9 protein-coding genes and 1 tRNA gene are annotated in these 13,195 nt (G+C 61.5%); 7 read left to right on the top strand and 3 right to left on the bottom strand.

Translation table 11 applies throughout. The annotated features are described in order from the left end of the window. Positions 1-54 precede the first annotated feature (54 nt). The 3 genes from HZB60_06430 (at position 55) to HZB60_06420 (ending at position 3,204) form a co-directional block, all read left to right on the top strand. Entirely contained in the window at positions 55-1,725 is a 1,671-nt protein-coding gene (locus HZB60_06430; protein MBI5059400.1) for a methylmalonyl-CoA mutase, read from the top strand. After that, positions 1,722-3,089 carry a hypothetical protein gene (locus tag HZB60_06425; GenBank protein ID MBI5059399.1) on the top strand — a complete coding sequence of 456 codons (1,368 nt, stop codon included), beginning with the start codon at positions 1,722-1,724 and terminating at the stop codon, positions 3,087-3,089. The genes HZB60_06430 and HZB60_06425 overlap by 4 nt, the downstream gene beginning before the upstream one ends. A 41-nt stretch (positions 3,090-3,130) precedes the next feature. Beyond that, positions 3,131-3,204: transfer RNA gene (locus HZB60_06420), tRNA-Arg, on the top strand. A 67-nt stretch (positions 3,205-3,271) separates the two neighbouring features. On the opposite strand, the gene HZB60_06415 is transcribed toward HZB60_06420, so the two are convergent. Together HZB60_06415 and HZB60_06410 are read right to left on the bottom strand one after the other, a co-directional pair. After that, positions 3,272-5,062, bottom strand: coding sequence for an aminopeptidase P family protein (locus HZB60_06415; GenBank protein ID MBI5059398.1), 1,791 nt, complete (start codon positions 5,060-5,062; stop codon positions 3,272-3,274). A 6-nt stretch (positions 5,063-5,068) separates the two neighbouring features. Beyond that, positions 5,069-5,842: an AMP nucleosidase gene (locus HZB60_06410; GenBank protein ID MBI5059397.1), complete on the bottom strand. Its 774-nt coding sequence runs from the start codon at positions 5,840-5,842 to the stop codon at positions 5,069-5,071. 53 nt (positions 5,843-5,895) lie between these two features. On the opposite strand from HZB60_06410, the gene HZB60_06405 reads away from it, so the two are divergent. Beyond that, positions 5,896-6,999, top strand: a complete 1,104-nt coding sequence (locus tag HZB60_06405; protein ID MBI5059396.1) for a glycosyltransferase family 4 protein — start codon at positions 5,896-5,898, stop codon at positions 6,997-6,999. Here the strand turns inward: HZB60_06405 and HZB60_06400 are convergent. Next, complete coding sequence (locus HZB60_06400; protein ID MBI5059395.1) at positions 6,991-7,542, bottom strand: hypothetical protein; 552 nt, start codon at positions 7,540-7,542, stop codon at positions 6,991-6,993. The two genes, HZB60_06405 and HZB60_06400, sit on opposite strands and share 9 nt — an antisense overlap. Before the next feature lie 211 nt (positions 7,543-7,753). On the opposite strand from HZB60_06400, the gene HZB60_06395 reads away from it, so the two are divergent. From HZB60_06395 to HZB60_06385, 3 genes are all read left to right on the top strand, one after another. Beyond that, positions 7,754-8,329, top strand: coding sequence for a gamma carbonic anhydrase family protein (locus HZB60_06395; GenBank protein MBI5059394.1), 576 nt, complete (start codon positions 7,754-7,756; stop codon positions 8,327-8,329). Positions 8,330-8,456: 127 nt separating this feature from the next. Beyond that, positions 8,457-8,666, top strand: coding sequence for a cold shock domain-containing protein (locus tag HZB60_06390; protein MBI5059393.1), 210 nt, complete (start codon positions 8,457-8,459; stop codon positions 8,664-8,666). Positions 8,667-8,838: 172 nt separating this feature from the next. Next, a complete protein-coding gene (locus tag HZB60_06385; protein MBI5059392.1) occupies positions 8,839-13,182 on the top strand; it encodes a hypothetical protein in 4,344 nt (1,447 codons plus the stop codon). The last annotated feature ends 13 nt before the right edge of the window (positions 13,183-13,195 follow it).

Below are 13,195 nucleotides of genomic sequence, written 5' to 3'. Positions count from 1 at the left end.
TCAGGCCGAAAATTCGTAGATTTGGTCTAATTCTAATCTCTGGAAAGCTCTACGATGACACCATTGGAAAAACTGCTCGCAGCCCGGCGGGGCTGGGAGGCCGCCTGCCAATCTCAGGGACGGCTTCCCGGGGGTAAGAAATTCACGACCACGTCGATGATGGAGGTGCCGCCGCTGTGCTGGTCGGAGGATCCGTCGCAGGCCGAGGAATACATGCAGAAGCTGGGGTTTCCGGGGCAGTATCCGTTTACCCGTGGCGTGCATCCCTCGATGTACCGCGGCAAGCCGTGGACGATGCGGCAGTTTTCCGGGTTTGCCAGTCCCGAGGAGACCAACGAGCGGTACCGGTATATTCTGGAGCAAGGCGGCGACGGTCTCTCGGTGGCGTTTGATCTGCCGACCCTGATGGGGCGTGATCCTGACGATCCGTGGTCGATGGGCGAGGTCGGGAAGTGCGGCGTTTCCGTGGCGTCGCTGGAGGATATGGAGACCTTGTTCAAAGATATTCCGCTGGGCAAGATTACCACCTCGATGACGATCAATGCGCCGGCCGCGATCATCTGGGCGATGTTCATTGCGGCGGCGGAGAATCAGGGCTGGAAGCGCGAGCAGTTGGGCGGGACACTTCAGAACGACATCTTGAAGGAGTATATCGCGCAGAAGGAGTTCATTTATCCGCCGCGTCCGTCGGTGAAACTGGTGGTGGACACGATTGAGTTTGCGACGCGGGAAATGCCGCGCTGGAATCCGGTTTCGATCAGCGGTTATCATATTCGCGAGGCGGGATCGACGGCGATTCAGGAATTGGCGTTTACGCTGGCCGACGGATTCGCCTATGTCGAGGCGTCCATCGCGCGCGGGTTGGAGGTGGACGAATTCGCGCCGCGGTTATCGCACTTTTTCAATTCGCATCTTGATTTCTTTGAAGAAGTCGGCAAGTTCCGCGCAGCGCGCCGGATCTGGGCCCGGCGGATGAAGGAGAAATACGGCGCGCAGCAGGAGCGGTCGCTGTTGTGCCGTTTCCACACGCAGACCGCGGGTTGCAGTCTGACCGCCCAGCAGCCGGAAGTCAACCTGATTCGCACGGCGACCGAAGCGTTGGCGGGAATTCTCGGCGGGACGCAGAGCCTGCATACGAACTCGATGGATGAGACGTTGGCCTTACCGAGCGAGAAGGCGGTGACGCTGGCGATGCGCACGCAGCAAGTGTTGCGGCATGAGGTGTTGGCGGGCATGCCGATCGATCCCTTGGGCGGCAGCTATTTTGTCGAGTGGATGACCGACAAGCTGGAACAGGGCGCGGAGGAGTACTTTGCTCGCATCGACGCCATGGGCGGCGTGGTCCCCGCGATTGAAGCAGGGTACTTTCAGCGCGAAATCGCTCATGCCGCGTTCCAGTACCAACAGGAGATCGACCGGGGCGAGCGGGTGATTGTGGGCGTCAACAAATATCAAGTCGAGGGTGAGCAGCTCGAAATACCGCTGCTCAAGATCGAAGGAGACTTGGTTCAGCGCGGCCAAACCGAGAAGCTCATGCGGATTCGCGCGCGGCGTGATGCGGCGCAGGTGCGTGAATGCCTGTACAATATCAAGCAAGCGGCGGAACTTGATCACAACGTCATGCCGCACTTGATCGCCGCCGCACATGCTTACTGCACGTTGGGCGAGATGGTGGACATCCTGAAGGAAGTTTATTCAGAGTACGAGGAGCCCGTCGCATTTTGACGAACCGCACCGAACCGCAATCTACCGGGAGGCGGCCGGCCACCGCGCTGGACCGCCTCTTTACTGGTTCCGGGGCCCGCGGAGTCGGCTCCACGGCGCTGCGGGTGGTGTTGCTGCTCGCACCGACGCTGCTCGCGCTTGGCCCGGTAGAACGCGCGGCGATCTGGACCCGCGTCTGGAGTACGGCGAATGAGCACTTTGTCGGATTCGAACGCATCCCTTACGTGAATTGGGGCGAGCAATATGCTGCCGGACTCGCCGCTTTGCAGGTCGAGCGGGACGATGTGGAATTCTGGCGCGACCTGCGGAAGCGAGTTGCGCTGCTGGAAAATGGGGGCACGTATCTGCGCTTCCCGACGACGTTGCCGCGCACTCATGACACGGTCCCCGTCCGACTTCTGCTTTCCGGCAACAAGGTCCTATTGCGGAGGCTGAGTTCGGCTCCCGATTTGAAGGCGGCCGGCGTGCATGTCGGTGACGAGCTGATCTCCATCGACGGCACTCCGGCGTTTGATTATGTTCGCGCGGCTTGCGTGGAACAGACCAGCGGCTCCACTTACGAATCCCGGCTGGCCACGGGCGTACACCGGATCTTCACCGGGATCGCCGGAACTCGCGCGGACTGCGTGTGGCGTCGCCCTGACGGCACGGAGTATCGTGCGATGCTGTTGCGCGATACCGGACCAAACTCGGATTGGTTTAGCGAGTTCGACAAGTCCGCGGCTGACGATTACCGGCGGTTGGATGGCCGGATTATCTACCTGAATCTGCGTGGGTCGATCTCGCGCTCGGCGCAGGAATCGATGCTGGAGATCGTTCGCGACGGTTCGACGCGGGCGTTGATTCTCGACCTGCGCGAGACTCAGGCCGGGATCGTACCGACCGAGTTCATTCGCAGTGTAATTGAGTATCCAGTGCAGGCCTGGGCATCGCGATACATCCGGATGGCGCCGCGAGAGTCCGCCGGCATGTTAGGCGTGCTCGACCTCCAGCCGGCCTGGACCGCGCGCGATGGTGTGCTGTTGACGCCATCGATGCCGCGCTTCGCGGGTCCGCTGATTTGCCTGGTCGGTCGGGAGACCTCGGGCGCGGCGGAGCGTCTGCTGCAGCCGCTGGTCGAGACCGGGCGAGCCGTCTTGATCGGCGATACGACCGCGGGTGCCGGATACGAACAGACGGTTCTTCAACTGGGGGATGGCGCGACACTCACGCTGGCGATCACGCAACCGCTGTGGTCCGGAGGCCACGGCGATGGCCAGGGATTTGCGCCGAATGTCTGGGTTCAGCCGCGCGCGTCGAGCCTGGCATCAGCCAAAGACGACGTGCTGGAGCGCGCGCTGCAGTTTGCCCGCAAAGGCGAATAGGCAGTGCGGCGTCAGATGGCGGCTCCCGCTGCCGAGCATTGGTCCCGATAGCTCAACCGGATAGAGCATCAGCCTTCTAAGCTGAGGGTTCCGCGTTCGAGTCGCGGTCGGGACACTTATGAAAAGCGGGCTTCGAGTGAAGCCCGCTTGCCGCTATCCGATCAGTTTCGCTGCAATTCGCGTCAGATCTTTTTCGTCGCGCGTTCGAGCCACTTCCGCTCTTTGGCATTCAGGTACGGTCTCAGGGCCTTCTTGACCGCGGCGTGATAGCGATTGAGCCATTTGGTCTCGAACGGAGTCAACAGCGACTTGTCGATCAAGCGCGTGTCGATGGGGCACATCGTCAGCGGCTCGAATTTCAGCATCTTGCGCTCCGGGTTTGAGAGCGCCTTGTCCTCGGTAATGTACATGAGGAATTCCGTCCGAATTCCGTACTCCCCGGCCTTGTAGTACCCCGGTTCATTCGAGATGATCATGCCGGGGACAAGCACCGCCGAGGTATCGCGGAACGGGTTGAACCGCTGCGGTCCTTCGTGCACACCGAGATAGCAGCCCACGCCGTGACCGGTTCCGTGGTTGTAGTCGAAGCCGCCGGCCCAAAGTTGCGACCGCGCGACAATGTCCAAATACCGGTCATTGGTTCCGGCCGGGAACTTGGTGAGCAGAAGTCCCAACATACCTTTGAAGACGCAGGTGAAGGCGGCCTTCTGTTCCACCGTCGGCGCGGAAAGGGCAACTGTGCGCGTGATATCCGTGGTGCCGTCGAGATACTGACCGCCGCTGTCGAGCAAAAAGAGGCCCTTGCGTTTGAGGGTGAGGTTCGTCGCCGGCTCCGCCCGGTAGTGGACAATCGCGCCGTTGGGGCCATAACCGGCGATGGTATCGAAGCTGGGGCCGCGGTAACGGGAATCCATGGCGCGGCAGGATTCGAGCTTCTCGCCCGCACTGATTTCGGTTATCTTGGTCTTGCCGAGATTCGCGTCGAGCCAAGAGAAGAACCGGGCGACGGCCGCGCCGTCACGGATGTGGCAGTCGCGCATGCCTCGTAATTCGGCCGGGTTCTTGGCGGCTTTCAGGGCCACGACTGGGGAGTCCTGTTCGACAATTGCGCAACCCTTGGCGAGTTGGTTCGCGACACTCTGGTTGGTCGCGGCGGGGTCAAGCAGCACGGCAGCGTGCTTGGTCGCCAGCTCTTTCAATCCCTTCGGCGCGTCAGAGTACGCACGGATTTCCACGAGCTTCGACATCGCTTTCCGTGCGTCCGGCGTGACCTTCCGCAGGTCGACGTACAATGTCGCGTTTTTTTCGCGGACGATCAGGAACGAGATGAAGAACGGGTTGCACTCGACGTCGGTTCCGCGCAAATTCAAGAGCCACGCGATGCTGTCAAGCGCGCTGATGACGTGCGCCGTCGCGCTCGCCGCTTTCATCGCGGCTCGCAATTGGCCGAATTTGGTGGCCACGGAGACGCCGGCATAGCGCTCCGGATGCACCTGCAGCAGGCTGGCCGGATCAAGCGGTTTGTCCTTCCACAGCTGATCGATGAGGTTGGGGGAGACGCTGATCAGCTTGCAGCCGCGCTCGTCGAGTCCGCTTCGGAGTCGGGCGTACGTGGACATCGTACAGACCGCGGGATCCGTACCGGCCTTGCCGTGTTTTCCGCACTGCGCGGCGGTCCAGTCCGCGAGTTTCGGCGTGCCGGGTTGGCCCAGCTTCATCAGCGTAATGCCGCTGCCGTGCAGTTGCCGCTCGGCTTGCAGGAAATAGCGACCGTCCGTCCACAGCGCGGCACTCTTGAGCGAGACCACCAGTTCGCCGGCGCTGCCGGTGAAGCCGCTCACCCATTCGCGCCGTCGCCACCAGCCGGGGACATATTCGTCGGCGTGTTCGTCTGAACTGGGAATGACATAGGCCTGCACGCCGTGTTTCTTCATCAGGGCGCGAAGCGCGGACAGTCTGGACTTGATGTTCATTGCGGTTTAGAATCTCAGGTGTTTAACGCTTTCACCGGTGGCTTTGACGTCACGCAGCGCCGCGGCGCCGATTTCGATATGCAGGTCGAGGAAGTTCTGCGTGATTCGTTGATCGGATTTTTCGGTTTTGACGCCCTCGGGGATCATCGGCACGTCGGTGACGAGTAACAGCGCGCCCTTGGGGATGTGGTTTGCGAACCCAACGATGAAGATGGTCGAGGTTTCCATGTCGATGCCGATCGCGCGAATGCGGTGCAGATACGATTTGAAATTCTGGTCGTGCTCCCAGACCCGCCGGTTCGTCGAATAGACAGTGCCGGTAAAATACTCCAGCCCGCGGCGGCTGATCTCCTGCGCCACGGACTTCTGCAGATTGAACGACGGCAGCGCGGGGACTTCGAGCGGGAAATAGTGTGACGACGCGGAGCCTTCGCGAATGGCACCGATTGGCAGAATGAAGTCGCCGGGGGCAACCTTCTTCTTCAGACCGCCGCATTTGCCAAGGAACAGACAGGCCCGCGGCTTGACCGCCGCGAGCAGATCCATGATCGTCGCGGCATTGGCGGAACCGATGCCGAAGTTGACGATCGTGATTCCGTCCTTACTCGTCGCGGTTTGCATCGCGCCGCCGGCGCCGCGGATCGGGCAGTTGTTCATGGCCGCAAAGCGCTCCACGTAGTTCGTGAAGTTTACGAGCAGGATGTACTGTCCGAATTCCTCGATCGGCGTGCCGGTGTACCGCGGCAGCCAATTGCGGACGATTTCTTCCTTGGTGGTCAATCCGCCCGGCGATTCGGGCGCATGGTCCTGGTCATCCATCATAGGGCTTTCCGGTGCGGATCGTAATTACGACGACTCTGAACGACAATTTGTTTCATGCGAAGCTGATTCCCCTGTTGCGCGGGCGCCCGGAGGTCGAATTGGTGGTGGTGACGGACCGTCCCGGCCCCGCCTACGAGCGTGTGCGCTGGGTCTGGCCGCGCGGAGTTTCGCGCCTGTTTGGCCGACTGGGGAGTCGCATCCTGTTGCTGGTTGGTCAAGTCTGGCACCCCCGGACGAAGTTGGTGATGGCTTACAACGTGGTTCCGCACGGGTTGTTCGCGATGGCGGTCGCGCGGTGGCGGGGAATTCCGGTCTATCTGCATCTGATCGGCGGACAGGGCGAACTGGACTTCGTGGACGACCGGCTTGCCAGCGACAATCGGATGGTTGCGCGGTCCAGAAATCCGGCGCGACTGCAAGCGTTGGCGCGGCGCACCGTGCTGCGCGCGGCGCGAGTCTTTGTGCCGGGCCACAACACCGAACGATTTGTGCAGGGCCTCGGCTTCCCGGCTGCGCGCATTGTACGGTTGCACAGCGCGATCGATCCGGCGCGATACTTCCCCGGTGACGCCCCGCGCGACATCGATGTCCTCGTCTCCGCTCAGCTGCGCGAACGCAAGCGGCCGCTATTCACCTTGGAGGTTTTCCGGGCGATTCTTGACCGGCGTCCGGGAACTCGATTCTGTTGGCTGGGCGACGGTCCGCTGCACGATGAGTTTGCCGCCGGATTGAAACGACTCGATCTGGAGCAATCCGTGACCTGGTCTTCGGGATCTGAGGTCGCGGACTATTATCGCCGTTCGAAAGTATGCTTGCTCTGCTCGGTCAGCGAGGGATTGTCGCTGGCCTGTATGGAAGCGATGGCGTGCGGAGCGGTTCCGGTCGCTGCCGACTGCGGCGACATGTCCGACATCGTCGGCGCCTCGGGTGCGGGCAGCTTGCTGCCGGTGGCCACATTTCCCGCCGAGTATGCCACGGCGGTGATCGAGTACTTGGAGTCGGAGGAGCTCTGGAAAGCGCACTCGCGGCGCGCGGAGCAGTGCATCATCAATGAACACAGCTTCACGCGAGCCACGGCCGGCTGGCGCGAAATTCTTAGTCAGCCGTTAGCCTGACCTGCGGGCCAAGAGTCCGTTGAGCAACGTGATCAATGCGGCACCGGCCGCCGCGAGGCCAATGATCACCGGCCAGCTCATGGAATCCGACATCCCGCGATCTCCGGCAAGACTTGCGTCGCTTTTCGCGATGTGCAATAGGCGGGTGCCGCCGGAAAGCGGTTTGTACACGGCGTGCCAGGTTCGCGGTGGTGTCTCTTCGCGAACGGTAATGCACTCTCCCGGTCGCAACCTGCCAATCTCCTCGAGCCGGGTTAGGATTGGCGCGTGCTTGCCGGCGAGTTCTCCGGCGTTATCCGTGAGCGTGATTTCCGATCCGAGCGCCGTTTCCCATTCCTTCGGCACGACCGGCGCTCCCAAAACCGGAGGAAGCCGGCTGAAACAGAAGTAGTCCAGTAGCTTCGCCTCACGCAACAGGACACGCGCGGCCTCGGAAATGTCGTCGCCGCTGCCTGCACACGATGCGTGGAATCTCACGGCGGCGATCTCACACAGGCAAAGTGCCACGAATACAATGGCGAAAAGTGGAATATTGAACTTCATGGGCCGGGTGCGCAATTCTGGATAGTGCCGTAAAGATAGGCATTTCAATGAGAAAGTCAATTGGGGACATCTACTGCTGACGGCATCGCGACGGTGATGGACGTTCGCGAATTGCGGTTAAGGGTAAATAGATATAACACAGATATTTAGAGATGTAATAGAAGGCTCGCCTTCTCCGGAGCCGTTCATCCGGCAACCGACAATCAAATTCATGCGTACAACCGATACACAACGCCCGGTCATCCTGGCCTATCGCGGGGTGCAGCCGACGATACACGAATCCGCGTGGATTGCACCCGGCGCGGTCGTGATCGGCGACACGGTCATCGGGCCGGAGTGTTCAGTTTGGTTTGGTGCGATCATTCGCGGCGATGTCAATTCGATTCGCATCGGTGCCAAGACCAACATTCAGGACGGGGCGGTGTGTCACGTGACGATAGCCCGGGCGAAGCTCGAAATCGAGGAGCTGGTAACGGTGGCGCATGGGGTGGTCGTACATGGTTGCACGCTCAAGTCGGGGTGCATGGTGGGGATCGGCGCTCGCGTTTTGGACCACGCGGTGATCGGATCGGGTAGCGTGATTGCGGCGGGCGCGGTGGTCTTGGAAGGAACGAACGTCCCGCCGGGCGAGTTGTGGGCGGGGGTTCCTGCCACAAAGCGCCGCGACCTGACTCCGGACGAAGTTCGTGGCTTGCTTGACACCGCGGAGCGCTATGCGGTTTACCGGTTGCACTATATGGGGCAGGCTGGCCGGATCCCTGAGCATTGGCTGCCCCGCGATCCATAGCCGGAATTTCCGGTAGCAAAGTTGCACTGCATCCCCTTCAGCCGCAGCCGGCGGCCGAATGATTCGAGAAATCAACAGTCTGAAGAAGGATATCGACATGACGATCGGACGCACGGCCGCGCAGCAAATCGACCGGGGGACCGTGAAGTGGTTTTCGACGAAGAAGGGGTTTGGCTTTATCGAAACCGAGAGCGGGGAAGAGATTTTTGTACATTTTTCGTCGATCACGGGTCGCGGTTATCGCGTACTGGAGGCGGGCGATGCAGTGACGTTTGAGAAAGTCCCCGGTCCCAAGGGGAACCAGGCGTTTCACGTGGTGGTGCAAAAGCCCAACTGACTGTTATCGGTTGCGGGCATTGGGGTCGATTGCGGATTGCAGTCGACCCTTTTTCGTGTGCTGAGTTGTGTTAGTCCGACGAATCATCGTCAGCTTGAGCGGGGCAGACAATTTGCTTTGCTTCAGGACGTCCATACTATGTCAAGAATGGGATGTTTCCGGGAGTCAACGCATGCGTTCTGTAATCCTGATCACTTTGACGTTCTGCTTGACGCTGGGCGCGCAAGCGTCCGCTTTACCCGTGGGCGACTATGGAGCATCCGTCGCCAAGGCGCGCGTGCTCTCCGAGTCATCGCGTGATCTGGTCGTGGAGTTCACGTTTGACGCGCTGACGGTCGATACCGTATGGCGGCCCGATCAGCTCTGGATCTCGTCGTCAATTGCGGGCGCCACCAAGACCACACAACCGGGCTGGCCGGAACTGCCGCAAAAAGCGATCTGGATCAATCTCTTGTCGTCAGAGGCGACGCTCGAGATTATCGAACTTGACAGCAGCATTCAGCGCCTGGGCATTCCGCAGCCCGCGCCATTCCCGCAATACCGGGACGATCCCGGATCGCCGCATCGCGTCGCCACCCCGGAATACTATGCTTCCAGCGAAACCTACCCGGCCACCATAGCGGAGCTGACCTGCACGGGCAGCGCGGGTTCCGCTGCGCTGGGGCTGCTGACTTTTCATCCCGTGCGATGTGCCGGTCGGAGCGGGGACTGGTTTGTATATTCGCGGATTCGCGTTCGCGTCAGCACGTCGGAGCCGCGCCTTGATCAGGCGACCGCGCCGTCGTGGTCGCGGGCCTCTTACGTTCAGCCCGCCGTCCTGAACCCCCGCGATCCCGGCAACGACATTACACCGACCGGTCCCCGCATGCTGGTCGTCACGGAGCGCGACCTGTTGTCGGCGCTCGAGCCGTGGTTGCAGTGGAAACGCGAGAGCGGGATCGCGGCCCACACGATAATCTACTCGGAAGTTGCTGCCACCGCCGTCGGGCTGCGCAACTATCTGGTGCAGTACGTTGACACCCTGGCATCGATTCCGGAGTTCCTCACCATCGTCGGCGACGTGGACCGCATTCCGGCGCACTACGGAGTGGGGGGCAGCCTCACCGACCATCTCTACAGCAATCTGAGCGGGAATGACTACCTTCCGGACTGGTCAGTGGGGCGAATTCCCTGCACCGGTTCGATCACCTGCGCCTCATGGGTGGCGCGCCAGCTGTCGTACGAACGTGATGGCGTGACCGGTTCGCCACCGCGCGCCACGGTCTTCAGTAGTGCCGCGGCGCTTGATCCTCAGCACGGTATCGACGTGCGGAACCTCCTCCAGCAGTCCGGCCTGGTGGTTAATCACTTGCAGGAACCGCAGACGGGGACACTGCCGCTGTTGACGGGCGCGCTGGATCTTTCGCCGAATCTGGTGTTCTACATCGGCCACGGGCACGCGGAGGCGTGGAGTTCGGTGCATCCCGATTTTGTCGGTAACGATCTTCCCGACCTTATTCCGCAGACCTCGGCGAATGTAATCGCGGTTGCCTGCGCGACGGCCGATCTGGACTACCCCGGTGGATCGCTGGCCGAGCAGTGGTTGAACCAGCCGCAGGAGTTTGCTCCGATCAGCTATTTCGGCGCGACGGAGAGCACGGCGTTTTTCTACTCCGACACACTGGGGATCGGCATGCTGCGCGCGATCTTCGCGGAGCATCTCGATCGGCTCGGCTACGCCGCGGATTACGGACGCTTGATGACCGCGGCCAGTTTTCCGCAGGCGCCGGGCGGCCTGACCGAAGAGACAATTCAGCAATTCTGCCTGCTGGGCGATCCGTCGATGCGCTTCTACAGCGAAGCACCCGCGGTCCTGGAGCTCAGCGCTCCGGCTACGATACCGTTCAGCACGCCGCAGTTGACACTGACAGCCGCACGCGACGGAGTTCCGGCGCTGGATGCGGAGATCTGCGTCACATCCGAGCCTCCCGGATACTATGCGGTGCGGCGGACGGGTCACGCTGGACAGGCGACGTTCGAGTTGAATTTGCATGGCCCGCGGACGCTGCGTTGGACGGCGACGGCGCGCAACTCGCGGCCGGCGCGCGGCGTGATTCAGGCGATTCCGGCCAGCGGTGCCTATCTAACGGCGCTGCCGCTCACCGTGGCCGACAGCACAGGCGACGCGGACGGCGTCCCTGACCGGGGCGAACAGGGGACCTTGCGCGTGGCGCTGACGAACATCGGATCACAGTCCTCGCCGGCGGCTTCGCTTGACCTGCATTCGCGTGCGCCCCGGCTTTGGATTACTCCCGCTGACGTCGACGTCCCGGCGATCGCGCCGCATGACACTCTCGAGCTTGAGACCGGCTACGCCTTTGCCATCGCGGACACGGCGCGCGACGGAGCGAGCGCACTGATCGATCTGACACTTCACCATCCGCAGGATTCAGTGTTGATCGCGACTCAATCGCTGTGGATTCGCGCGGCGGACTTGTACTTCCTATCGACCGAGATTCGCGAGGATTCCGGCGACGGCGATGCGAACCCTGAGGCGGGGGAGCGGCTGTCCCTCGGACTTAAGTGGCAAAATCGCGGCGGTGACGCCGCGCGTCAAATCGTCGCGCAGTTGCAGACGTCGTCCCCCGGAATCGATCTGTTGAATACGTCGGCTTCAGCCGCCGGATGTCAGTCGGGGGACACGGTGGTCTTGACGTTCACCATGCGCACGAATGCCGGTCTGCCGCGTGGAATCGCGGTGAATCTCACGTATGCGGTGCAGGCGGAGAACCATCCGCTCACGCAGGGCGCGACCGCCGTGACCATCGGCCGGATTCCGGTGTTCCTCTACGTGCTGGATCGTAGTCCGGAGAACGTGGAGGCCGTGTCGGACGCCTTGAGTTCGCTCGGAGTGGAGCACGAGCAGGGCGCGCAGTTGCCGTCTGATCTGGCGCTGTACACTTCGATCTGGATCTTCAGCGGTATATTTCCGAATCAGGCGCCGATACCCTGGGCGTCGGCAACCAGACTCACGGACTACCTTGACCACGGCGGCTGCTGCTACTGGGAAGGCGGAGACGTCTGGGCCTTTGATCAGCAAACGCCGCTGCATGCTCGATTTCATATTGATGGCGGGCAGGATGGCACGTCCGACGCGGGACCGATTAGCGGCGAATACGGAACGGTTTACGATGTTTACGATTTTGCCTACGGCGGCGAGAACAACTTTATTGACCAACTTTCAGCGGGCGTCGGCGCGCAAGTGTTGTTGCGCAACGCCCGGGCCGGACATGAATATCCGGTCGCCATCTCGTTTGCCGATCCGCGCTATCGGACGATCGGTTCGTCGATTGAGCTTGGCGGGCTGGTGGACGCGGAATACCCGACTACCCGCGTTCGACTCTTGAACGACTTCCTGCGCTGGTTCCGGATTCAGAGTCGCGCCGACGTTTACGCGCCGGAGATTTCGCATATCCCCCCGCGTTCGCCGCAACCGGAGTTCTCGACACTGCGCCTCTCGGCTGACATTCAGGATGTCAGCGGCGTCGCGCTGGCGCAGCTTCAATTCCATTGGAATGCCGAGGCCTGGCAGTCGGTGAGCATGCCCCGCGTCGGCGGGCGCCATCGCGCACTGCTGGTCGCACGGAACCCGGGCGACGTCTTGACGTACAAGATCGTGGCCGAGGATAGTTCAATCTACGAGAATCGCGGCCAGACTCCGGAATATCAGGTGGTCATCTCCGCGGACGACGGCATTGCGCTCAACATCGAGTTCGATCGCATCGCGCGTCCGGATCTTGCCTCCCGGATGTCGGTGGCGGAGGGCGGCGGCTGGTGTCTCATCGCCGATGAACTCGGCAGTCGGAGTCTCGAACTGAATGCTCAGGGGCGGACAACTTCCTTCGATACTTGGCTGTTCAGCGCGCGCAAACTGCGCAATGCGGAGATCATGGTGCCGAGCTATCTGCGCGCGCAGGCGGGTGATTCGGCGCGCATCCTCGGGAGTGTTGATGGCGGGCGGACGTTTTCCGTTGTCGTCTGGAGTACGGCGGCGTCTCCCTGGTCAAGTTCGCGCGAAGGCATGATTTGGGTTGGAGACCAGCGCTGGCTTTGCGGTTCCGACTCCGTGGTACTCCGGTTTGAATATCAGGGCAACTGGTATTGGCGGATCGGCAATATTCGCGTGAGTGGCGAGACCGCGCCGCGCACACAGCCGGTTAAGCACCTCGTGATTCAGCCGACGGGCAAGCGGATGGGGCTCTTTTGGGAACAGACCTCGGGAGCACTGTATTACATTATTCGCGCCGCGAATCGTGCCGGCGATCTGACGACCTACCTTCCGGTGGCGATGGTCAAGGACACGAGCTATATAGATGAAGAGACGTCAAAATACGAGGCGCGCTTTTATCAAGTTGACGCCGTCACGAAACCGGGGCGACCGTCCACGAGCGGCCTCGACGAACAGGCGCTGCGTGAAGCATCCCTGCGAGTTCCGGATTTGATCTGGACTGAGAAACGTAATCGCCGAAGCGAGTGACTTCGGCCAGCGG

This window comes from candidate division KSB1 bacterium (genome assembly GCA_016214895.1).
In the GTDB taxonomy this organism is placed as follows: domain Bacteria; phylum Electryoneota; class RPQS01; order RPQS01; family RPQS01; genus JACRMR01.
Note: the sequence above shows the minus strand (reverse complement) of the source record. Positions and strands in the feature narration are given on the sequence as shown.